This window comes from Streptomyces sp. enrichment culture, from assembly GCF_964272895.1.
Taxonomy (GTDB): domain Bacteria; phylum Actinomycetota; class Actinomycetes; order Streptomycetales; family Streptomycetaceae; genus Streptomyces.
Genome location: NZ_OZ186832.1, coordinates 3,998,969 through 4,021,031 on the forward strand (window position 1 = coordinate 3,998,969; position 22,063 = coordinate 4,021,031).

Consider the following 22,063-nt stretch of genomic DNA (forward strand, 5'->3'; position numbering starts at 1 on the left):
TCGCCGACCGCTCGGCTCGTGGTCGTCTTCACCGGCCGCGGGATCGCCGTCCTCACCGACCGCGGGATGGTTGTCCTCGCCGACCGCTCGGCTCGTGGTCGTCTTCACTGGCCGCGGGATCGTCGTCCTCGCCGACCGCCCGATCGTCGTCCTGGCCGACCGCCGGATGGTTGTCCTCGCCGACCGCTCGGCTCGTGGTCGTCTTCACCGGCCGCCGGATGGTTGTCCTCACCGACCGCCCCGCTCGTCGTCCCCGTCCTCACCGACCGCCCCGCCCGTGGCGCGGCCCCCGGCAACCCGCTCGTCGCCCGTACGGCGGCACGGACCGTCGTCGCCCGCGGGTGACGCGGACAGGCACCCGAGGGCCCGGTGCCCGCCGCGACGCGGCTCGTCGGTGCCCGCCGCGGGGGCCGGGGCCCGTCGTCCGGATCCGTTCTGCCGCCGGTCCGTCGGACGGCGGGAACGCGAGGAGAGGGCCTAGGATCCGGACATGGCCCTGATCATGAGCGACGTGGACCGGTTCGAGGCGTCCAGGCCCCGTCTGGAGGCCATCGCCTACCGCATGCTCGGTTCGGCGACCGAGGCCGAGGACGTCGTGCAGGAAACGTTCCTGCGCTGGCAGGCGGCCGACACCGGCCGGATCGAGGTCCCCGAGGCATGGCTGACCAAGGTGCTCACCAACCTGTGCCTCAACCAGCTCACCTCGGCCCGCGCCCGCCGCGAGACCTACGTCGGCGAGTGGCTGCCCGAGCCGCTGCTGACCGGGGACCCGATGCTCGGCCCGGAGGACACCGCGGAGCAGCGCGAGTCGGTCTCGTACGCCGTGCTGACCCTGCTGGAACGGCTCTCCCCGGGCGAGCGGGCGGTGTACGTGCTGCGGGAGGCGTTCGCGTACCCGCACCGGGAGATCGCCGAGATCCTCGACATCAGCGAGTCCGCCAGCCAGCAGATCTTCCACCGGGCCAAGAAGCACGTCGCGGACGGCAAGGCGCGCGCCGAGGTCGACGAGGCCGCCGCCCGCCGGATCGTGGACGAGTTCCTCGCGGCCGCCACCAGCGGGCGCACGGAGCCGCTGGTGCGGCTGCTCACGCAGGACGTGGTGGCGATCGGCGACGGCGGCGGCAAGGTCCCGGCGCGGGTGTACTCCAGCGCGCTCGGCGTCGCCCGGTTCGTGCGGGGGCTGTTCACGTCCAACAAGGCCAAGCGCAAGTACATCGGCGGCTCGCCCGGGATCTACCTCTCGACCGCCAACGGCGAGCCCGCCGTGGTGGGGGTGCTGGACGGCCGGGTCATCGCCGTCATGTGCCTGGAGATCACCGACGAGGGCATCGTCGCGCTGCGCAGTCAGGTCAATCCGGACAAGCTGGAGCGCATGAACCGGCAGTGGAAGGCCGGCGATCGCGGCGAGCCCCTGTTCTACGCGTTCTGAGGCGCCGCCGCACCGGTCCGGGGTGTTGTGACCTGGGTCACATCACCCTCCTGTCAGGAACCGGCGGGCTGCCCGGTTCAAGGGGCGGAACCACCGAAAGACAGGAGCACGGACATGCAGCACCGCATCGTCGTCCTCGGAGCCGGATACGCCGGAGCCCTCACCGCCGGGCGCCTCGCCAAGCGACTGCACCGTGACGACGTCTCCGTGACCGTCGTCAACGCCGAGCCGGATTTCGTCGAGCGCGTGCGGATGCACGAGCTGGCGAGCGGCCGGGACCTCACGCCCCGCCCCCTCCACGGGGTGTTCGCGGGCACCGGCGTCCGGCTGAGGGTCGCCCGCGTCACCGGCGTCGACGTCGACCGCAAGGCCGTCGCGGTCACCGGTGCGGACGGTGCCGAGGAACTGACGTACGACACCCTCGTCTACGCCCTCGGCAGCGGCTGGGACGACCGGGGTGTGCCCGGTGCCGCCGAGCACGCCCACCAGGTCGCGAGCCGCGCCGGGGCGCTGCGGCTGCGCGAGCGCCTCGCCGCCCTGGCCGCCGGGCAGACGGTGGTCGTGGTGGGCGGCGGCCTCACCGGCGTGGAGAGCGCGACCGAGATCGCCGAGGCGCGCCCCGACCTCGATGTCGCCCTCGTCGTCGAGGGCACCCTGGGCGCCTGGCTGTCCGCCAAGGGCCGTACCCACCTGCGCCGGGTGTGCGACGGGCTGGGCATCACCGTGCACGAGCACACCACCGTCGCCGCCGTCGGGGCCGATCACGTCACCACCGCCGACGACCGGCGGATCGCCGCCGCGGTCACCGTGTGGACCGCCGGGTTCGCCGTCCACCCGCTCGCCCGCGACACCGCCCTGAAGGTCGGCGACACCGGCCGCATCGTGGTCGACGGCACCATGCGCTCGGTGTCGCACCCGGACGTGTACGCCGTCGGCGACGCGGCCGAGGCGGCGGGCCCCGGTGACCGGCCGCTGCGGATGTCCTGCGCCACGGGTGTGCCCATGGCCTGGCAGGCCGCGGACGCCATCGTCGCCCGGCTCACCGGCGGCAAGCCGCCCGAGAAGCGCCTGCGTTACGTCCAGCAGTGCATCTCGCTCGGCCGCGGGGACGGCCTGATCCAGTTCGTCACCGCCGACGACCGCTCGGTCGACTCGGCGCTGACCGGCCGCCTCGCCGCCCGCTACAAGGAGCTGATCTGCCGAAGCGCGGCCTGGAGCGTCGCCCACCCGACGATGCCGCTGCCCGTCCGTCGCCGCCGCCGCGTCCTGCGCCGGCCCACCGACACGCCCCACCCGGCCGCCCCGGTCCCGGCGGATGCCTGAGCCGCCCCGCGGCGGACGTCCTTCCCCCCTGAGCCGCCCCCCGCGGCGGACGTCCTTCCCCCTGAGCCGCCCCCCGCGGCGGACGTCCTTCCCCCTGGACGACCGCCGCGCGGGGCTCGCCCGTCGGCCCGTGTCCAGCGCTCGGACCAACTGGTGCGCCCTCGCGGCGATATGGAACGATCAGCCCGTGCCGACGTCAGCCGACACCGGCCGACGCGGGTCCTCGCCGACCCGCCGAGGCCCGGGATCGTGACCCTGCTCGCCCGCGAGACCCTGTGCGCCACGCACCGGGTCGAGGAGACCGAGCGCAGCAGACGCACCTCTCCGGCCACCTCAAGGTTCTGCGCGAGGCAGGTGGCGTGGAGACGGTGCCGTGCGGTCGCTTCACCCGCCACCGGCTGAAGCCCGAGGTCGACGAGTCGCTGACCGGCCGGTTCGCCTCCCTCGCCCAGTTGGCGCGGCTGACCGCCGAGGCGGACCTCAGACGTTCCTGTCCCTGACATCTGAGGAATCCGAGAAGTGACCACGCTTGCGCAGACGGCGGTGGCACCCGCCGCGGCCACCCCGTCCCGCCCGTCCCTCGCCCGCCGCGCCACCGCCGAGTTCGTCGGTACGGCCGCCCTGGTCGCCGTCGTCGTCGGTACGGGCATCCAGGTCACCGGCCTGACCGGCGACCCGGCACTGCACCTGCTCGCCGGCTCCCTCGCCACCGTCTTCGGGCTCGGTGTGCTGATCCTGCTGCTCGGCCCGGTCTCCGGCGCGCACCTCAACCCGGCCGTCACGCTGGCCGAGTGGTGGAGCGCCCGCCGTGCGCCGGGCTCCGCGACGGCCCTGCGGGACGCGGCGGCGTACGTCCTCGCGCAGACCGCGGGCGCGATCGCGGGCACGGTCCTGGCGGACGCGATGTTCGGCGAGCCGCTGGTGCGGTGGTCCGCGCAGGACCGCTCGGACGGCCGGCTGCTGCTCGGCGAGGCGGTCGCCACGGCCGGTCTGATCCTGCTGGTCCTCGGGCTGGCCCGCACGGACCGGCTGCGCTTCGCGCCGGTCGCCGTCGCCTCGTACGTCGGCGCCGCGTACTGGTTCACGTCCTCCACGGGCTTCGCCAACCCCGCGGTGACCGTCGGCCGCGCCTTCACCGGCACCGGTCCGGGCATCGCCCCCGCCTCGGTGCCGGGCTTCGTCGCCGTGCAGCTCGTCGGCACGGCCGCCGGACTGGCGCTGGCGGCCCTGCTGTTCGCCCCGGAGCGGAAGCGGGCCGCCTGACGCGCGGGGGCGCTGTCAGCCCGCGCTGGGCGCGACGGCCAGGAGCCTGCCCATCGCCGCGAGCACCGACGGCTCCACGCGGTAGTACACCCAGGTCCCGCGGCGCTCGGAGGTCAGCAGCCCGGCCTCCTTGAGCTTCTTCAGGTGGTGGGAGACGGTCGGCTGGGAGACGCCGACGTCGGAGATGTCGCACACGCACGCCTCCCCGCCCTCGTGCGAGGCGACCGCGGTGAACAGCCGCAGCCGCACCGGGTCGCCGAGCGCCTTGAACATCCGCGCGGCCGTCTCGGCCTCCTCCGCGGTGAACGGGCGCTCGGTGACCGGCGGGCAGCAGGGCGCCACGGCGGCCGGTTCGGGGTCGATCAGCGGCAGCACGTTCGTGTTCGACATACGTCTATGTTGACACGCGTCGAAGTAGCGGGGAGGGCCGCCGGGTCGGATCCATGAATTCGATGAACGTCTATGTTGACGGCTGTCGAATCAGGTGGCAGGGTGAGCCCCACAAGCCATCGACAAACGTCGAAGCAAAGGGGATCCCCGTGAGCGCGCCCGCACCTGACCAGCTGCCCGTCGTCGTCATCGGCGCCGGTCCCGTCGGCCTCGCCGCCGCCGCCCACCTCCTCGAGCGCGGTCTCGATCCGCTGGTCCTGGAGGCCGGCCCCACCGCGGGCACCGCCGTCCGGGACTGGGCGCACGTCCGGCTGTTCTCCCCGTGGGCCGAGGTCACCGACGCCGCCGCCGAGAAGCTCCTCGCCCCCACCGGCTGGGTCCGCCCCGACGGCGCGAGCTGCCCCACCGGCGGCGACTGGGCCGAGCACTACCTCCAGCCGCTCGCCGACGCCCTCGGCGACAAGGTCCGCTACGGCGCCACGGTGACCGGCGTCGCCCGCGCCGGCCGTGACCGCATCGTCGACGCCGACCGGGCGGAGCAACCCTTCACGGTGCACGTCCGCCGGGCCGACGGCGGCGAGGAGCGCCTGCTCGCCCGCGCGGTCGTCGACGCCTCCGGCACCTGGTCCACGCCCGGCCCCCTGGGCGCCGACGGCCTCCCGGCCCTCGGCGAGCAGGCCGCCGCCGCCCATGTCTCCTACCGCGTCCCCGACCTCCACGACCCCGCCGTCCGCGCCCGCCACGCGGGCCGCCGCACCGCCGTCGTCGGCTCGGGAGCCTCCGCCTTCACCGCGCTCGCCCTGCTGGCCGACCTCGCCCGCGAGGAGCCCGGCACCCACGCGGTGTGGATCCTGCGCCGCGGCCTCACCGGATCGACGTACGGCGGCGGCGAGGCCGACCGGCTGCCCGCCCGCGGCGCCCTGGGACTGCGGGCCAGGGCGGCGGTGGAGGACGGCCACGCCGACGCGGTCACCGGCTTCCGTACCCGCGCCGTGGAGCGGGACGGCGACCGTCTGGTCCTGGTCGCCGAGGACGGGCGCCGGCTCGACCCGGTGGACGAGGTCGTCGTCCTCACCGGGCTGCGCCCCGACCTGTCCTTCCTCTCCGAGGTCCGCCTCGGCCTCGACGAACGCCTCCAGGCCCCGGCCGCGCTCGCCCCGCTCATCGACCCGAACGTCCACTCCTGCGGCACCGTCCAGCCGCACGGCGTGAGCGAGCTCGCCCACCCCGAGCAGGACCTCTACCTCGTCGGCATGAAGTCCTACGGCCGCGCCCCCACCTTCCTCGCCCTCACCGGCTACGAGCAGGTCCGCTCGGTCGCCGCCGTGCTCGCCGGCGACCGGGAGGCCGCCGAACGCGTCGAACTGACCCTCCCGGAGACGGGGGTGTGCGGCGGCGCGGGCTGGTACGACGAGCCCGAGGCGGCCCCGTCGGACGGCGGCTGCTGCTCGGCCCCGGCCGTCGTGCGGATCGGCACCGGCGCCCCGGCGGGGGCCGACGGCTGCTGAAGCGTGCGCGGGGCGGCGGCTGGTGAAGGGCACGCGGGGCGGCGGTCGCCGAAGGGCGCGCGGGCCGGTGCTCAGGCGCGGGCGTTCACTCCCGGAACCCGGCCTGGGATGCTGTCGTCTTGCCCCGTGACCAACACCTAGCAAAGCGGCCCGGACATTGAGACGAACAGCACCGCGGGTCCTCCCGCGGACCGACAGCAGCAGTGCCCCCTCCGCGTGGCGTACGCCACGGGCGGGACTGTGGGCCGCGGCCGCCGCCGTGGCCCTGGGCTTCCTGGTGGCGCTGGAACTCACCGCACGTCACCTCGGCATTCCGGGCCCGCTGACCACCCAGGCCAAGGAGTGGGTGCTGCCGCCCAAGTCGGGGCCGCTGCTGTACGCCGGCCTGGCGCTGATGACGGTGGTGCTCACCTGGCGGCAGCGCCTCGTCGCACTGGCCGCCGCGATCGGCGTCGACCTCGCCCTCGGGGCGGTCCGCTGGGCGGCCGGCGTCGAGTCGTCCGGCGGCCATCCCTTCGGCAGCGGCGCCCTGTGGGTGCTGCTCGGCTGCGCGGTCGTGGCCCTCACCCGCCGCACCGGGGCCGAGCGCGTCCTGCTGCTGAAGGGCGTCGGCCTCGGCATGCTGCTGGTGGCCGGCCGCAAGACCGGTGACACCTGGCTGCTGATCACCTCGGAGACCCGTCCGCTGGTGCTCGACCAGTACATAGCCACCGCCGACCAGGCCCTGGGCAACCCGTCCTGGCTGGTCGGCCGGATCGTCGAGGCCACCGGCTCGGTCGGCTTCAACACCCTCGACGTGGTCTACGGACAGCTCGCCGTCGCCGCGGTCCTCGTCGCGCTGTACCAGCTGCGCAACGTGGCGGCCGAACGCCGCTTCCCCCGCCACCACCTGGTGCGCAGCTTCCTGGTGATCGGCCTCCTCGGCCCCGGCATCTACATGGTCTACCCGGTCGTCGGCCCGCTCTTCGCCTACGGCACCGGCACCGAGCACTGGGCGTCGGTCAGCCTGTGGGCCCCGCAGACGGCCCCCAGCGTGCAGTGGGCGGTCGCCGACCTGTGGCCGGGGACGATGCCCGCGCTCACCACCCCGCAGCTCATGCCGTTCGACGGGATCACCCCCCGCAACTGCATGCCCAGCCTGCACACGGCCTGGGCCACCGCGATCTTCATCCACACCCGCCAGGCCCCCCGCCTCCTGCGGCACGCCGGCACCTTCTGGCTGGTCGCGACCCTCTGCGCGACCCTGGGCTTCGGCTACCACTACGGTGTGGACCTCGTCGCCGGCGTCGTCTTCGTGCTCACCATCGAGGCCGCCCTGCGCTGCCACGACCGCGGCTGGGACCGCGCCGGTGTCCGGCTGGTCGCCCACGGCACCGCCGTCTTCGCCGCACTGCTGCTGTCGTACCGCTATCTGCCCTACGAGATGGCCGAGCACCGCTGGATCGCCGGACCGCTGCTCCTGCTGGCGATGGCCTCGGTGATCCACGGCTATGTCCGCACGGCCGGGCTCCCGGCCCCGGAGCCCGCCCCCGCACGGCGGCCGGAGCCCCAGCCCGAGCCGACCTGAGCCGCCGCCGTCAGGACTCCAGATAGCGCAGCACGGCCAGGATGCGCCGGTTGTACCCGGCGGCATGGGCCAGGTCCAGCTTGTCGAACACCGAGTTGAGGTGCTTCTCCACCGAGCTCAGCGACAGGTGCAGCCGCTCGGCGATGGCCGTGTTGGTGCACCCCTCCGCCAGCACCTCCAGCACCGCGCGCTCGCGCGGGGTCAGCCGGGCCAGCGGGTCGCCGTGCGTGGTCCGCACCAGCAACTGCCGTACGACCTCCGGGTCGATCACCGCCCCGCCCGCGTGGATCCGCTCCAGCGCGTCCAGGAACTCCTCCACCTGCGCCACCCGGTCCTTGAGCAGATAGCCGACCCGCTCGGCGCTGAAGGCCAGCAACTGGGCGGCGTAGTGGCGTTCGATGTGCTGCGAGAGCACCAGCACCCCGACCTCCGGCCGGCGCTCCCGGATCTCCACCGCGGCCCGCAGCCCCTCGTCGGTGTGGGTCGGCGGCATCCGGATGTCGACGACGACGATGTCCGGCCGGTGCTCCTCCACGGCGTCGAGCAGCGTCTGCGCGTCCCCCAGCGCCGCCACGACCTCATGGCCCTCGTCGGCGAGCAGCCGCACCAGGCCCTCTCTCAGCAGGGTCGAGTCCTCGGCGAGGATCAGGCGCATGGCAGCTCCGCGGTCACGATGGTGGGTCCCCCGAGGGGGCTGTCGATGTGCAGCACGCCGTCGAGCGCGGCCACCCGCCCGCGCAGCCCGGCCAGCCCGCCGCCCGCCGGGTCCGCACCGCCCGTGCCGTCGTCCTCGACCCGTACGACGAGACGCCCGCCGCCGAGCCGCACGGACACCTCGAGGGCGGTGGCCGAGGAGTGCTTGGCGGCGTTGGTGACGGCCTCGGACACCACGAAGTAGGCGGCCGTCTCGACGGCCTCGGGCAGCGGCGCGCCGACCTCGTAGCGGATGCGCAGCGGAATCCCGCACCGCTCCGCCACGCCGTTCAGCGCCTCCTCCAGACCCAGGCTGTCCAGCGCCGACGGATAGACCCGCCAGGCCACCTCCCGCAGCTCGGTCAGGACGCCGCGGGACTCCTCGTGCGCCTGGAGCAGCAGCGCGTCCGCCCGCTCGGGGTCCCGGCTGCGGCGGGCCCGGCCCAGCAGCATCGCCAGCGCGACCAGGCGCTGCTGCACCCCGTCGTGCAGATCCCGCTCGATGCGCCGGCGCTCGGCGTCCACCGCCCGCACCACCGCCGCCCGGCTCGCGGCGAGTTCGTCGATCCGCCGCCGCAGCAGCTCCTGCTCGGACGGCCCGAAGCACTCCCGCGCGGTCCGGGCGTCGAGCGCGGCCAGCGAGTACAGCCCCTGGACGTCGAGGAACAGCAGGACGCCGCCCAGCACCACCTGGGTCGCCAGCTCCTGCCCGCCGATGCTCCCGCGCACCACCCCCGCGACGAGCAGCCCGGCCAGCACGGCGCCGAGACCGAGCAGCGCGATCACGACCGTGCTCAGCAGCCCGGTGCAGCACCGCACGGCGAGATAGCGCAGGACCTTGCGGTCGGGCGCCTGGTAGCGCTCGGGGAAGCGGTCGCCGAAGAACGCCGAGCGGCGGGCCCGTTCGACGGCGGCGAGGCGGCGGGCGCCGGCCGTCAGGACGCGCAGGGCGTCCGGTCGGGTGCGGGGCCACAGGAGGAAGGGGCCGAGGGGGCCGCCGGCCGACAGGAACCACAGGGCGCCGAGGAGGGCGGTGAGACAGCCGAGCAGAACGCCGAGGGCGCGGCGGGGCCACGGGGGCGGGGCGGTTCGCCCCAGCCGGGCGCCGAGGGCTTCCGCGGGACCGGGGGAGCGGCCGCCGGTGGGGTCCTCGTGCACGGGGTCCGAGCGTAGTGGGGGCGTGCGGAGCGGGACAAGATCGCCGGGGGTGGGGGTGGGAGTGGGAGTGGGGGCGGGGACGGAGATCTGAGGCGGGACGGGGCCGTGAGTCGGGGCGGGGTCGTGAGTCGGGGCGGGGGCCTGACGCGGGACCGGGGCCTCGTAGGACCGCATCACACGCGGCGGTGCCGGGCGGCGGCGGCCTTGCCGCGCCCCCGCAGCCGGACCACGAGCCAGCCGGCGAAGGCGACGGCCACGACCACCAGCACCGCCTTGCTCAGCAGGCCGACGTACACCTCCACGGCGTCCCACCGGTCGCCCAGCCAGTAACCGGCCATCACCAGAGCGCTGTTCCAGACGAGGCTGCCGAGCGTGGTGAGCACGATGAACAGCGGCATCGGCATCCGCTCGAGCCCGGCGGGCACCGAGACCAGACTCCGGAAGACCGGCACCATCCGGCCGAGGAGGACGGCCTTGGTGCCGTGCCGGGCGAACCACGCCTCCGTACGCTCCAGATCCGAGACCTTCACCAGCGGCAGCCGCGCCCACAGCGCGTACATCCGCTCCCGACCGAAGCTCCCGCCGATCCAGTAGAGGACGACCGCCCCGGCCACCGACCCGAGCGTCGTCCAGAACAGCGCCGAGACGAGACTCAACGCGCCCTGCGCGGCGGCGAATCCGGTCAGCGGCAGGACGACCTCGCTGGGCAGCGGAGGGAAGAGGTTCTCCAGCGCGATGGCCAGCCCGGCCCCGGGCCCGCCCAGCGCGTCCACGAGGTCCGCGGCCCACCCCGCGACACCCCCCGCGGGCTCCTGGGGCAGCGCGAGCGTCATGTCCTGCATGCGGGTCTCCAAGGGTGAGGGGCCGATGGCGGGGGCCGTCCGTCCCGCCTGCCCTCCACCCTAGGAACCGCAGTTCAGCCCAGGTACGAGGCTTCCCGCCCGGCCGTGTACGGCTCCCCGCGTCCCCACCCTGTGGAAAACCTCGGGGTGGCTGTCGGTGCCTGCCGCTAACGTGCGGCGGGCAATCCCCTGACGAGATCACGTACTTGGAGCGAGCCCCCATGCGGATACCGGAGTACGCGGCCCTGGCCCGCGCCACGACCCTCCTCAACCCGGAGCCCGGCACCCCCGGCCCGCGGGACAGCTCGCTGGGCGGCGACCTCCTGTGGCCCGCGGACGAGCCATGGCCGTACTGCGCCCAGGAGGGCCACTGGACCTTCGGCCTCGACGGGACCACCTTCACGGAGGTCAGACCGGGCGAGGTCCCGATGGTGCCCGTCCTCCAGCTGTTCGCCCGTGACGTACCGGGTCTGGACTTCCCGGAGGGCAAGGACGTGCTCCAACTGCTGTGGTGCGCCCTGGTCCACGACGAGGACCCCGGCCCCGTGGTGCCCCGCCTCCACTGGCGCAACGAGGCGGAGACGCTGGCCGGCGGCGTCCTGCGGGAGATCCCGAGGCCGAAGGAGGGGGAGTACGACGAGGACAACGTCCCGGTGCCGTCCACCCTGAGCCCGACGCCCGCACAGGACCACCCGAGGTCGTGGCTGCACCTCCCCGAGGACCTGCGCGAGACCTGGGAGCCCCGCCTGCGCTCGGCCTCGGGCGGCAGCCTCGTCCCCCCGGACGCCCACCACGTCGCCACGAAGGCCGGCGGCTGGCCCGCCTGGACCCAGCCCGCCGACTGGCCGTACTGCGAGGGCGGCCACCTCATGGAACACCTGCTGACCGTCACCGGCGACATCCAGCTGGGCGACTGCGGCGGGGTGTACGTCTTCGAGTGCCGGGCCTGCCCCGGCCGCCCGTGGGACTGGCGCTACGACTGCCACTGACGTCGGCCGGGGGGGGGGGGGCCGTGGGGGCTGCTGAGGGGGGAAGGGGCTTCAGCGGACGGGAAGCGGCGAGGGACGACGCGGCCTCAGGACGGGAGGCGGCGAGGGATGACGCGGCCTCAGCGGACGGGGAAGCCGAACGAGTACCCCTGCTCCTTCAGCCAGGGAAGGATCCGGCGCAGGGCTTCGACGGTCTGGGAGCGGTCGCCACCGGCGTCGTGGAAGAGGAGCGTCGGCCCGTTCGGCAGCTCCCGCTGGACGGTGGCGACGATGGCGTCCGCGCCCGGCTGCTCGAAGTCCTTGGTGTCCACGTTCCAGCCCAGCGGCCGCATGCCCCGGGAGGCGGCGACCTCGCGGCTGTAGGGGGTGAAGGCGCCGCCCGGCGCCCGGTAGTACATCGGCCGTACGCCGCCCGACGCCTTAGTGATCATGCGCTCGGCGGCGAGGATCTCCTGCTTCTGGAAGGCCCGTGACTTGCGGTCCATGCCGGTGTCGTGCGCGACGGAGTGGTCGCACAGCCGGTGCCCCGCCGCGACGACGTCCTTCACCAGGTCCGGGTGCGCCTGCGCCTGCGTCCCCACCATGCAGAAGGTGGCCTTCACGCCGTTCTCCCGCAGCACGTCGAGCATCTGGGGCGTCCACACCGGGTCCGGCCCGTCGTCGATGGTGATGTTGACACCGCGCGGCCCCTTGTCCGAGGCGTGCACGATGCTCTTGTCGACCGGCGTGACACGAGTCTTCGGCGCGGCGGGCGCCCCGGCCCCGCGCGACGCACCCGCGTCGGAACCGGCCTGCGCGGTCCACACCGACGCCCCGGCCACCATCACCGTCACTCCGAGCGCCGCACCCAGCAGCTTCCCGTACCAGCCCCGCCCACCACCGTGCCGTGCCATGCCGCCCCACCTCGTCTAGTTCCCCGCCGGTCACCGGTCGCCGTGCGACCACCTGACAGGACGAGGAACGGCACACGGAGGCTCCCTCCGTTACCAAGCACGGACAATTCCGGGGAAGCACAGCGACACCGCACCGCCCGCAGCCCACGGCCGCACGAGACGGACCACGCACAGCACCCCCCGCCCGAGACGAAATCGCCCCCGACGAGCGGTCCGGGAGGCCCGCGCCGCATAGGCTCTGCCGTATGTCGAACCCTGATGAGCTGCTCGTCGCCATCTCCGCCGCGGTGGAGTCCGAGCGAAGCAATCAGATGGCGCTGACCGTGGTCGTCAGCGGCGCCGTCATCACCGGCCGGCTCGCCCCCGAGGCCGTATGGCGTGAACGGGTGGCCGAAGTCCTCAAGGACTCGGACCACCTCGGCCCCTTCGCAGACGTCTTCGCCGGCCCACGAGAGAGCCGCCCGGACCGCGCCGACCCCCCCTCCCGCGGCGAGACCCCCACCCACCTCCACTTCCACCTAGCCCGCATCCTCCAGGGCACCCTCGGCCTCCCCGAGACGGGCGGCATGTACCGCGTGGCGATCAAGGACGTCAGCGCCTGGACGGTAGGCGACCTCAGCTACATCGACCACTGACCCCCGGCCCACCGATCCCACCCGCCCCTGGCCCGCACGGCCGCCGCACCCCATCCCGCGGCCGCCGTGCAGGCCGGCGCCCCAGCACGGCGAAGACGCCCTCTGCGCCTGGGTTTCCGGCGGGACCGCCCCAGCCCGTGCCCCTCTGGTACTAAAGTTCCGATGTGCATTGAGTGTGCAGCACGTCACATGGCGTCAGGCGGCAGATGGCGAGGGGGGCCACTCACGCATGACGTGCGCTACCGGGGTGGGGGTTATGTACGAGTTAATCAAGGGCGCCAACGTGGGTCTGGCGGCCCTCAGCGAGAGCGTCGACTCCGTGATCGTGAGTCTGGACTGGACCAGCTCGACGGGTGAGGGCGACGCGGATGTCTCCGTCCTGCTGCTGAACGCCGACGGCAAGGTGCGCAGCGACGCCGACTTCTACTTCTACAACAATCCGGTCGCCTCGGACGGCAGCGTGCAGCTCCTGGGCAAGACGCCCACGGGGAGCGGCAGCAAGGACCGCATCAGCTTCGACCTGACCGCCATCCCGGACGCCATCGATCGGATCGTGGTCGCTGCGAGCAGGTACGACGGAGCCCGCTTCGGAGAACTCGACGATCTCCAACTGACGCTGGCCGACGGCTCCGGCGAGAACCTGCTGCGGTTCGCGATCGAGGATGCCGGCCCGGTCAGCGCGTTCATCTTCGGCGAGCTCTACCGCCGGGGCGGAGAGTGGAAGATACGGGCCGTCGGACAGGGTTACGACGCCGGCTTGGCGGGCCTGGCGACGGACTTCGGCGTGGACATCGATGACGATGCGACTGCCGAGGAGCAGCAGGACGGCGCCACAGGGCAGGAACAGGCAGAGGCGCCGGCCCCCGCTCCCGCCGCCGACCCGGAACCGCAATCAACCCTGGAGGCCATCCCGGCCCCTCGGCGGTCCGGCGAAGGCGGCGAACCGAGGAAGACGCCCGCGCGGCCCCGCACCGCCAAGAAGAAAGTCACCCTGCCCAGGGCGGTCAAGAAGTCCTTGGCGGAGAACGAGTCCTGGAAGGAGGCCAGGCTCTTTCCGGTCTCAGCGCTCAAGAGCGACCGGGACCGTGAGATGCGGGCCACCTCGGTGCTGTTGTCGGTCATGTCGCAGATCCCGGAGTTCGGCCGGAGACTCACCGCCGCGTTCGGGGCACCCGCGGGCCGCATGGAGACGTTCACCGAGGTCTCGCTGCCGCACGGCGACAGCCCGCGCCGCCCCGACGGGGTGATCCGCGTCGAGCGCGCCGGCAAACTGTGGACGGCACTGGTCGAGACCAAGACCAACGGGAACCCGCTCAAGGCCGAACAGGTGCAGGCGTACATGGACATCGCCGCCCGCCGCGGCTACGAGGCTGTCATCACCCTGTCGAACGACGTGGCGCTGGAAGGCAGCCCGCTGGTCGACGTCAGGATCGACGGCCGACGCAAGCACAAGGTGGCTCTCCGGCACCTGTCCTGGGCCGAAGTGGCCCACCAGGCCCAGATGTTGATCCGGCATGAGGGCGTGGGCAACGCGGCACACGCCTGGCTGCTCCAGGAGCTGCTGCATTACCTCCAGCACGAGAACTCCGGCTGCCACGGCTTCCAGAACATGGGCGCTGCCTGGGTCCCCGTACGCAAGGGAATCGACGACGAGACCCTGTGCCAGGGAGACCCACGGGCTCTTGAGGTGGTGGAGAGCTGGGAGCGGCTCATCCGTCAGGTCTGTCTCAGTCTCGGCGGCGAACTCGGGCAGAGGGTGCTGCCCGTCCAGCGCTCGAAGCGTGGGACCGATCCCGGCGCCCGTCGAACCCGCCTGGCCGACCAGCTCTGTCTCGAGGGGCGACTGCAGGCCGAGCTGCGCATCGACGGCACGCCCGGCGTTCTCGGCATCACGGCGGACCTCCGGACCGGCAAGCTCCGCACCTCCATCGAGATTCCGGTGCCCGACGAGGGCTACCCCCTGACGCGGGTGAAACGGCTCGTCCGACGCCTCGGGGAAGCTCCCGCCGACCTTCACATCGAGACCCTGGTCGAGGGCGAGACAGGAGGGCCACGCGGCACACTGGAACGGCTGCGCCCCGAGCCGGCGGACCTGCTGCCGAAGAACGGCACGCAGATCACCGGTTTCCGGCTGTCCCTCTTCAAGGGCATGGGCAGCACCCGCGGCAACGCCGAGTCCGGCTTCATCCGCAGTGTCGACGACGCCGTGCACCGGTTCTACGCCACGGTGGTGGCCCACCTGGACCGTCCGGCACCTCGAAGGGCCCAGTCCGCAGAACGACCTGTCACGGCTTGAGCCGACGGCGAGCGCCGGCACGAAAAGCGGCCCGCCCACCGAGACGCTGCACGGCCGACGGCCGCAGGCTCCTGGTGCGGGCCGCTGCTCGCCCGCGGTTCAGGGAAGGCGGCCGAGCGGCGCATCGCCACCGTCGCCCAGGTCGATGCGCTTGCCGAAGCCGTCGGGATGCGGTGGCGGCTCATGATCTACCTCGGCGCCTATGGTCCGCTGCGGCCGGAAGAGCTGGCCGGCCTTCGTCGCCGAGACGTCGACCTCGACACCCTCCGGATCCGCGTTCGCCTCGCCGAGCCCGAGCGGATGAACGGGCGACGGGTCCGGGGCGACACCAAGTCGGAGGCGGGAACCCGGACTGTGATCCTTCCCGCGTTTCTCCGCCGGGAGTTCCGCTGGCACTGGAGTCGTACGCCGAGCCGGGGCCGGACGGGCTGGAAGGCCAGAGCGGCGGCAGTTAAGAAGGTGTCCGACGAGCCTTCTGGCACGGATCTGGCACGCGGCAACTGAACAACCGGCACAGCAAAAAGGCCCGGGTCGATGACCTGGGCCTTCTTCATGGAGCGGGTGACGAAAATCGAACTCGCGCTCTCAGCTTGGGAAGCTGCGATCTTTTGATGCTGCCTCGGGCGCTGACCTGGGGAGGAACGCCGGATGGCGCCTCGTCGACTCCGGCGGCTTTCACCGTGATTCCCCGCTGTTCCCCGCTCGATCTGGTGCGGTTGTGGTGCGAGTCTTGGTCCGTCTGCGCCTCGTCGGGCTAGCGGGCGTAGGCGTACAGCAGGACGATGACCACCGCGACGCCCAGCCAGACCGGCATGCCGGTCTTGGTGAATCGGCCGCGGCTGTCCCTGGGCTGCGGCCTTCGACGCTTGGCCATACCTCCCCCTACGGTCGTGACGCTCCTCTATGGCTCAGAGTGCGGTTGGACGGAGCATGTAGGTAGAGCGCGAATTGGACACGGAGCATGGCAAGGTCCCGCGCGCACTGGTGCTTGCTGCACTGCGCTGGCGGATGCGGTCATGCGTGGGACAACTTGCCGGGTCCGCCACGCAGCCCAACCTGAGATGTCTTCTTGCCCCGGGTCTTGTCGGGGATCTTGGTGAGCTGGGTTTTTGCTGGTCAGGGGCGGTGGGCTCGTGCGCCTGGTGGTCATCCTTGGCCGCTGTCGAGCGACCTCGGACGGCCCAGGGACGGCCCAGCTTCACCCGGTGCAGGAGCTCGCTCGACTGACGGCCGGCGCCCTCGGTGGCCCGGTCTGAACCTCAGCCGACGACAGTCAGCCACGACGGCGGGTGCGCCGACCGCCCACGCACGCGTGTGCCTCGCTACACCCCCACACGCCTCAGCCACGCTGCCATTGGCGTCGACCACAGCAAGCCACGACGGCCGGCCCGTGACCACGATGCCGAAGCCCTCACAGCTTGGGAAGTTCGGGTTCGCGAGGGCCAGTCGCTGGGTGCCCTGCGCCCGAAGGTGCGTTGGTGCGTAGCTGGCTGCCGATTTGGTGTCCAGTGGTCCCCGTAGTTCCCCGCGCGATCTGGCATGTATCTGGCACCCCGTCACCTTCGGCAGCTAGCCAACGGGGGTCCTTGGCCGCGGTCGTGGTGGTTGCTGTATCTCGCTACCTGCCAGTTGACGGTTGCCCCATCATCGTCTGAGCAGAGAGGATAGTCTGGCTCCTGCATCGCCAGAAAAGTAAATGTAAAGGATAGCCTGTGGGGATTCTTGAGGAAGTAGAGACTAGCCGTCAAAATATCCGATCTGACGGATACACTATGTCGATCGGAGAGGTGGTGAATCTCTACCGAGACAAGGAAATCCAAATCAGGCCAGAGTATCAGCGCCTGTTCCGCTGGCCTATCGAGAAGCAATCGCGACTGATCGAGTCCATTCTGCTTGACATCCCGCTTCCCACCATTTTCGTCGCCCAGCGCGAGGATGGTGTTTGGGAAGTTGTTGATGGTCTGCAGCGACTTTCCACGATCCTGTCATTTATGGGAGAATTGCGCGATGAGGCAACAGGCGCGATCCTTCCGCCGAGCAAACTCACCCGGACCAAGTATTTGCCTTCACTGGAGGGGATGAGCTACTCAGGAGAGGAACCTAGGTTCTCTCCCGAGCTTAAGATCCATTTCAAGCGGGCTCGCCTGGATTTCCGGATTCTGCTGCGCGAATCCGACGAACGAGTAAAGTACGAATTGTTCGACAGGTTGAATAGTGGCGGCGTTCCGACTTCACCGCAGGAAGTTCGAACTGCTCAGCTACTGATGACTAACGCCGAATTCTATGTTTGGCTAGATCGACTCCGTACCGAGGGGCCGTTTGCCGATTGTGTACCTTTGACGGATAGGCAGATTTCTGAGCAGTATGATCTAGAGCTTGCGACGCGCTTCTTCGTCCTAAAGAATGCAACATCATCCGAGCTGAACAGATTTTCCGACATGGATACATTCCTGTCAGATCAAATTTTGGACATGGCTACATCCGGCGACTTCGACACGGCGCAGCAACAAGTGATCTTCGAGGGCGTGTTCGGCGTTCTTTCGTCACTGGGGCCGGACGTCTTCCGGCGGTACGACGTTCGTCGAGAGAAGCCGTCTGGCGCTTTCAGCGTATCGGCCTTCGAGGCTATTACCCTCGGAGTGGCGGGTCACCTCGATGACTGGAAGAATCTTCGAGTCGACGAACAGGCGGATCGCCTGAGGAGTAAAGTATCTGAACTCTGGAAGGACGATGAGTTCAGAAAATACTCGGGGGCAGGAGTTCGCGCCACTTCTCGCGTACCAATGATGCCACTCGTAGGTAATCGCATTTTCAGTGTGGATTAGCGATGGCCTCGATTCGGACGATCGAGAACCTTGAGTCCGTTCTGACGGAAGACTTGAAATGGCGCACACATGAGATGCAACTCTGGGAGCAAGTTGCCTCCTCGTGTCGATCGCATCAACTACCAGGGGTCCTCCGCGGCGGCGTAGCGCTTGTTTATGCGCATTGGGAAGGATACGTAAAAGAGGGTGCTCGTGCGTATCTCGAGTACGTGAGCAGGAAAGGCCTAAAGGTTGGCCAATTGAGGTCTGAAATAGCCGCGGTTGCCCTTAGGTCAAAACTAGGTCGCGGCGAGGCTTCAAAGAGTTCCTTGGCGCATACTGAGATTGTCGAGCTTCTCAGGAGCGCCGATGCCCTACCCGCTAATATTCCGTACAACTCGGCAACGATTAGAACGAGGTCGAACCTATATTTCGACGTCTTTGCCGACATTATGCATTCCATTGGCTGCGACGCGAGTCGACATGAGATCTACAGATCCATTATCGACAAACGATTGCTGCGCCATCGCAATGATATTGCTCACGGAAGGGAGGAATATGTCTCGCTCGCGGATTGGGTGGATATCAGAGACCGCGTGTTGGTCATCCTGAAAGATGTGCGCACTCAGATTTCTAATGCGGCGGCCAATGAAGGATACAAGCGGAAGTGAGGACGCTTGAGGTCGGCACCGAGCGGCTTTGGAGTGACGCTGCTTTTGCGCGAGTGATCGTAGGCCTGTAGACAGCCTCAGCCACGACGTACCCCTTCTACGGTAAGCGGCTGATTGCTCTGCGCGGCACGGGGGCCGGCCGGGCTGGAGCGGGGCGGAGACAGGAGCGCAGGCCCGGACGGGGGCCGGGCCGCGCGGCGAGCGGAGCGAGCCGCCTTGAATCCGTGAAGAAGGTTGTAACTCAGTCTTCGGACGGGATGCGCCACAAGGGAGCTGCGTACTGCTCCGGACGGCTGCTGATGAGCAGCTGGCGTAGGGCGTCCCTGTGAGAGCCGTTGAGGTTCAGGGCCTCGGTGAGGTGGCGGAACGTCGTGTAAGTGACTCCGCGGATTCGGGCCTCGCTCTGGAACTGGTCGAGCCGAGACAGCACGTCGTCGGGATCCAGCTTCGTCGGTAGCCGCTCAGTGAGCCATGCTGCCTTGTTGCGTTCGTAGTCGATTTCCGAGAAGCCGCAGATCTCGCGGCTGTGTGCCTCGGCCTCGTCCAGGGTGGCGGTCGTCATGATGGCGCGGGCCAGGCTGTTGCGACTGACCGCGTCGTCCAGGTCGACTTCGTGGACCGTGGGTCCCTCGTCGGTGAGGGGGACGGGGAGGCCGGCGTCGCGCACCTCGCAGATGCCGCGGGCTCCTCGGGCTGTTGCGGCGAGCATGGCGGTGGCCTCTGAGGGATGCCACTCCAGAATGCTGCCGATCGCTTCCACGTCCTCGGCGGTGAAGGTGTGGACGAGGGTGCCGAGCAGGGGGCGCAGGTCGTCGGGGGAGATCTCGCCGTCCAGCCCGGGACCTGCCACCAGAAGTCGGATCGGAGCGTTGACCTGGCAGCAGGCGGCGAGGGTGAGGGCGTCGGCGAGCGGACTCTTGAGGGTCGGTTCGTCGCCCTGGGCGAGGATGTCGCCGCCGACGTCGAGCAGATCGATCGATGCCGGCGCCAGGTGGGACACCAGCTCTTCGAGCTGGCGGGTGATGCCTTCGGCGCCGTGGTGCGGGTCGAGCAGGGCCAGTGTGTGCGGGAGCTCTGCCGTGAGGCGGGGGAGGGTGGAGCCTGCTGGGGCGATCGGCTGGGCTTCGGCTGGCACTGACCGGACGGACTGAGTGAGGGGTTCGAGTCCCGTGAAGCTGTCGGTTCCTCGTGGTCCCGGGAGCGGGTCGATCAGGAGGTTCGCGACCAAGAAGGACGCCGAGATCTGGCTGTCCCAGGTCGAGGCGGACCTCAGCCGCGGGGACTGGCGCGCTCCCGACGCCGGGCCGTCAACTTCGGCGTCTATGCCGAGAAGTGGGTCGAGGAGCGGGAGTTGGCCCTTCGGACCGAGGACCTGTACCGGCACCTGCTGCGCCTGCACATCCTCCCGGCGTTCGGCGGGCTCGACCTGGACGAGATCACGGCTCCGCACGTGCGTGAGTGGCGCGCCGAACGGCTCCGCACCACCCAGGCCAAGACCACCGTCGCCAAGGCGTACCGCCTCCTCAAAGGCATCCTTGAGACGGCCGTCGACGACGACCTGATCACGCGCAACCCGTGTCGGATCAAAGGGGCGGGCAAGGAGTCGGCGGCGGAACGGCGCATCGCCACCGTCGCCCAGGTCGACGCGCTCGCCGACGCGATCGGCATCCGCTGGCGGCTCATGGTCTATCTCGGGGCCTACGGTCCGATGCGGCCGGAGGAACTGGCCGGCCTGCGTCGTCGGACGTCGACGTCGACAACCTCGTGATCCGCGTACGGGTCGCCGAGCCGGAGCGGACCAACGGCAAGCGGGCGCCCGGGCCGACCAAGTCCGATGCGGGTGCTCGCGTGGTCGTCCTCCCGGCCTTCCTCCGGAAGGAGGTGAGGCGCCACCTCGACTGGTTCGCCGAGAAGGGCCCGGACGGGCTGGTCTTCGTGGGGGAGAAGGGCGCGGCCTTCCGACGCACGACGTTCGGGCGGAAGTGGCGGCGGGCTCGTGAGATCGCCGGTCTCCCGGACGGCTTCCGCTTCTACGACCTCCGCCACACCGGGCACACCCTGTCGACCCGCTCGGGCACCACCCTCCGGGACACGATGGTGCGCGCCGGCCAGTCCTCCGAGAAGGCGGCGCTGATCTACCAGCACTCCGACGAGGAGCGGCAACGGGAGGTCGCCGCCGGGCTGGACGACCTCGTACGTGCCGAACGTGCGAAGCACCACACCGACGACCGTGCGCACCACAAGGAGGAGCCGTCGGCGAGCTAATGGTGCGGTTGTGGTGCGGCACCCGCTCACCGGTCTGGACAACAAAGAACCCCCAGGTCGATGACCTGGGGGTTTCAAGTGGAGCGGGTGACGAGAATCGAACTCGCGCTCTCAGCTTGGGAAGCTGATGTTCTACCATTAAACTACACCCGCGTAAGACGCCGGTAGGACCGGTGTCGTGATGCTCGCCCACTGTACCTCATTGCAGACCCCCGGTGTTGAGGCCGAGGGGTCTGAGTGTGTTTCAGGGGGGTGATGCGGCTGCGGTGGGCGGGAGTTGGGGCGTACGGTGGGGGCCGCGGTGAGGGTCGGAGTGCCGCCTGGAGGGTCGTCCCTTTCATCCCGTAATGTGGCTTTCGCCGTCACGGGATTCCAGTCAGGTGTGGCGGCGGCTCTTGGGGAAGGGACTTAAGGGACTTGATGGAACGTACCGTCGTCCGCTGTGCCGATGGGCACGTGTTCAGCACCGCTTCGTTCCCGATGCAGCAGGCCGAGAGGCTCGGCCCCGGTCGGCTCGTCCGGTGTCCTCGGTGTGCGCGGCTGCGCAGCGTCGTGCCGGTGGCTCTGCAGAAGCGGTAGCCGTGGCTCTTCAGAGGCGGTAGCCGGGAGCCGGCGGCCGTAGGCCGAGCCGTGGCGCGGAAGCCGTGGCCGTAGCGGTCACCCTCCGTGATCGGCCGTGGTCATGCGTGAGCGGAACCTCAGCGCGCGGAGTCGTCACGATTGTGGCGGGTCCGCGCGCCTTGCGTATCCTCGGGGCGTGCTTCTCTCTGACAAGGACATCCGGGCCGAGATCGACGCCGGACGGGTGCGTATCGATCCCTACGACGACGACATGGTGCAGCCGTCGAGCATCGACGTGCGCCTCGACCGCTTCTTCCGGGTGTTCGAGAATCACCGCTACCCCCACATCGACCCCGCCATCGAGCAGGCGGACCTGACCCGGCTGGTGGAGCCGGAGGGGGACGAGCCGTTCATCCTGCACCCGGGCGAGTTCGTGCTGGCGAGCACGTACGAGGTCATCACCCTGCCCGACGACATCGCCTCCCGGCTGGAGGGCAAGTCCTCGCTCGGGCGCCTCGGGCTGGTCACCCACTCCACCGCCGGCTTCATCGACCCCGGCTTCAGCGGGCACGTGACGCTGGAGCTGTCCAACCTCGCCACGCTCCCGATCAAGCTGTGGCCCGGTATGAAGATCGGCCAGCTGTGCATGTTCCGGCTCAGCTCGCCGGCCGAGTTCCCGTACGGCAGTGAGCGGTACGGGTCCCGTTACCAGGGGCAGCGCGGTCCCACCGCGTCCCGGTCCTTCATCAATTTCCATCGGACGCAGGTGTGAGCGA

19 protein-coding genes, 1 tRNA gene and 2 pseudogenes are annotated in these 22,063 nt (G+C 70.6%); 15 read left to right on the plus strand and 7 right to left on the minus strand.

The window, feature by feature from the left end; genetic code table 11:
• Nucleotides 1-222: 222 nt before the first annotated feature.
• From ACSU6M_RS18080 to ACSU6M_RS18100, 5 genes and pseudogenes are all read left to right on the plus strand, one after another.
• Nucleotides 223-345, plus strand: coding sequence for a hypothetical protein (locus tag ACSU6M_RS18080; protein ID WP_437070783.1), 123 nt, complete (start codon nucleotides 223-225; stop codon nucleotides 343-345).
• A 145-nt stretch (nucleotides 346-490) separates the two neighbouring features.
• A complete protein-coding gene (locus ACSU6M_RS18085; RefSeq protein ID WP_437070784.1) occupies nucleotides 491-1,429 on the plus strand; it encodes an RNA polymerase sigma-70 factor in 939 nt (312 codons plus the stop codon).
• A 114-nt stretch (nucleotides 1,430-1,543) separates the two neighbouring features.
• Nucleotides 1,544-2,752 carry an NAD(P)/FAD-dependent oxidoreductase gene (locus ACSU6M_RS18090; RefSeq protein ID WP_437070785.1) on the plus strand — a complete coding sequence of 403 codons (1,209 nt, stop codon included), beginning with the start codon at nucleotides 1,544-1,546 and terminating at the stop codon, nucleotides 2,750-2,752.
• Nucleotides 2,753-2,923: 171 nt separating this feature from the next.
• Nucleotides 2,924-3,252, plus strand: a pseudogene (locus ACSU6M_RS18095) (ArsR/SmtB family transcription factor).
• A gap of 19 nt (nucleotides 3,253-3,271) precedes the next feature.
• A complete protein-coding gene (locus ACSU6M_RS18100) occupies nucleotides 3,272-4,015 on the plus strand; it encodes an aquaporin (RefSeq protein WP_437070786.1) in 744 nt (247 codons plus the stop codon).
• 15 nt (nucleotides 4,016-4,030) lie between these two features.
• On the opposite strand, the gene ACSU6M_RS18105 is transcribed toward ACSU6M_RS18100, so the two are convergent.
• Complete coding sequence (locus ACSU6M_RS18105) at nucleotides 4,031-4,405, minus strand: ArsR/SmtB family transcription factor (protein ID WP_437070787.1); 375 nt, start codon at nucleotides 4,403-4,405, stop codon at nucleotides 4,031-4,033.
• 149 nt (nucleotides 4,406-4,554) lie between these two features.
• On the opposite strand from ACSU6M_RS18105, the gene ACSU6M_RS18110 reads away from it, so the two are divergent.
• Nucleotides 4,555-5,913 carry an FAD-dependent oxidoreductase gene (locus ACSU6M_RS18110; protein WP_437070788.1) on the plus strand — a complete coding sequence of 453 codons (1,359 nt, stop codon included), beginning with the start codon at nucleotides 4,555-4,557 and terminating at the stop codon, nucleotides 5,911-5,913.
• Between the two features lie 157 nt (nucleotides 5,914-6,070).
• Nucleotides 6,071-7,480 (plus strand): DUF5933 domain-containing protein, encoded by a 1,410-nt coding sequence (locus ACSU6M_RS18115; RefSeq protein WP_437070789.1) that lies wholly within the window; start codon nucleotides 6,071-6,073, stop codon nucleotides 7,478-7,480.
• Between the two features lie 10 nt (nucleotides 7,481-7,490).
• Here ACSU6M_RS18115 and ACSU6M_RS18120 read toward each other — a convergent pair whose 3' ends face one another.
• From ACSU6M_RS18120 to ACSU6M_RS18130, 3 genes are all read right to left on the minus strand, one after another.
• Nucleotides 7,491-8,135: a response regulator gene (locus tag ACSU6M_RS18120; protein ID WP_437070790.1), complete on the minus strand. Its 645-nt coding sequence runs from the start codon at nucleotides 8,133-8,135 to the stop codon at nucleotides 7,491-7,493.
• The gene (locus ACSU6M_RS18125) at nucleotides 8,126-9,271 is read right to left on the minus strand and encodes a sensor histidine kinase (RefSeq protein ID WP_437075202.1); all 1,146 of its coding nucleotides are present in this window, start codon (nucleotides 9,269-9,271) and stop codon (nucleotides 8,126-8,128) included. Before ACSU6M_RS18125 ends, ACSU6M_RS18120 begins: the two co-directional genes overlap by 10 nt.
• A 233-nt stretch (nucleotides 9,272-9,504) precedes the next feature.
• The gene (locus tag ACSU6M_RS18130; RefSeq protein WP_437070791.1) at nucleotides 9,505-10,173 is read right to left on the minus strand and encodes a DedA family protein; all 669 of its coding nucleotides are present in this window, start codon (nucleotides 10,171-10,173) and stop codon (nucleotides 9,505-9,507) included.
• Between the two features lie 221 nt (nucleotides 10,174-10,394).
• Between ACSU6M_RS18130 and ACSU6M_RS18135 the strand changes: the two genes are divergently transcribed.
• The gene (locus tag ACSU6M_RS18135; RefSeq protein ID WP_437070792.1) at nucleotides 10,395-11,162 is read left to right on the plus strand and encodes a DUF1963 domain-containing protein; all 768 of its coding nucleotides are present in this window, start codon (nucleotides 10,395-10,397) and stop codon (nucleotides 11,160-11,162) included.
• A 119-nt stretch (nucleotides 11,163-11,281) separates the two neighbouring features.
• Here the strand turns inward: ACSU6M_RS18135 and ACSU6M_RS18140 are convergent, their stop codons facing one another.
• On the minus strand, nucleotides 11,282-12,055 hold the full coding sequence (locus ACSU6M_RS18140) for a polysaccharide deacetylase family protein (RefSeq protein ID WP_437070793.1): 774 nt from the start codon (nucleotides 12,053-12,055) through the stop codon (nucleotides 11,282-11,284).
• Nucleotides 12,056-12,300: 245 nt separating this feature from the next.
• Here ACSU6M_RS18140 and ACSU6M_RS18145 point away from each other — a divergent pair, with 245 nt between their 5' ends.
• The 5 genes from ACSU6M_RS18145 to ACSU6M_RS18165 all read left to right on the plus strand — a co-directional run bounded on the left by ACSU6M_RS18145 (nucleotide 12,301) and on the right by ACSU6M_RS18165 (nucleotide 18,461).
• The gene (locus ACSU6M_RS18145; RefSeq protein ID WP_437070794.1) at nucleotides 12,301-12,690 is read left to right on the plus strand and encodes a hypothetical protein; all 390 of its coding nucleotides are present in this window, start codon (nucleotides 12,301-12,303) and stop codon (nucleotides 12,688-12,690) included.
• Between the two features lie 256 nt (nucleotides 12,691-12,946).
• Entirely contained in the window at nucleotides 12,947-14,986 is a 2,040-nt protein-coding gene (locus ACSU6M_RS18150; RefSeq protein ID WP_437075204.1) for a TerD family protein, read from the plus strand.
• A gap of 183 nt (nucleotides 14,987-15,169) precedes the next feature.
• Nucleotides 15,170-15,490 (plus strand): hypothetical protein, encoded by a 321-nt coding sequence (locus tag ACSU6M_RS18155; protein ID WP_437070795.1) that lies wholly within the window; start codon nucleotides 15,170-15,172, stop codon nucleotides 15,488-15,490.
• A 1,268-nt stretch (nucleotides 15,491-16,758) separates the two neighbouring features.
• Nucleotides 16,759-17,811, plus strand: coding sequence for a DUF262 domain-containing protein (locus tag ACSU6M_RS18160; RefSeq protein WP_437070796.1), 1,053 nt, complete (start codon nucleotides 16,759-16,761; stop codon nucleotides 17,809-17,811).
• A gap of 2 nt (nucleotides 17,812-17,813) precedes the next feature.
• Entirely contained in the window at nucleotides 17,814-18,461 is a 648-nt protein-coding gene (locus tag ACSU6M_RS18165) for an MAE_28990/MAE_18760 family HEPN-like nuclease (protein WP_437070797.1), read from the plus strand.
• Between the two features lie 241 nt (nucleotides 18,462-18,702).
• Here ACSU6M_RS18165 and ACSU6M_RS18170 read toward each other — a convergent pair whose 3' ends face one another.
• A complete protein-coding gene (locus ACSU6M_RS18170; protein WP_437070798.1) occupies nucleotides 18,703-19,689 on the minus strand; it encodes a DUF1152 domain-containing protein in 987 nt (328 codons plus the stop codon).
• On the opposite strand from ACSU6M_RS18170, the pseudogene ACSU6M_RS18175 reads away from it, so the two are divergent.
• Nucleotides 19,679-20,726 (plus strand): annotated as a pseudogene (locus ACSU6M_RS18175) (tyrosine-type recombinase/integrase); the annotation flags it as partial. The gene ACSU6M_RS18170 and the pseudogene ACSU6M_RS18175 overlap by 11 nt on opposite strands.
• A 79-nt stretch (nucleotides 20,727-20,805) precedes the next feature.
• On the opposite strand, the gene ACSU6M_RS18180 reads toward ACSU6M_RS18175, so the two are convergent.
• Nucleotides 20,806-20,879 (minus strand) — tRNA-Gly (locus ACSU6M_RS18180).
• Nucleotides 20,880-21,483: 604 nt separating this feature from the next.
• Here ACSU6M_RS18180 and dcd point away from each other — a divergent pair.
• On the plus strand, nucleotides 21,484-22,059 hold the full coding sequence (dcd, locus tag ACSU6M_RS18185; protein WP_437070799.1) for a dCTP deaminase: 576 nt from the start codon (nucleotides 21,484-21,486) through the stop codon (nucleotides 22,057-22,059).
• The last annotated feature ends 4 nt before the right edge of the window (nucleotides 22,060-22,063 follow it).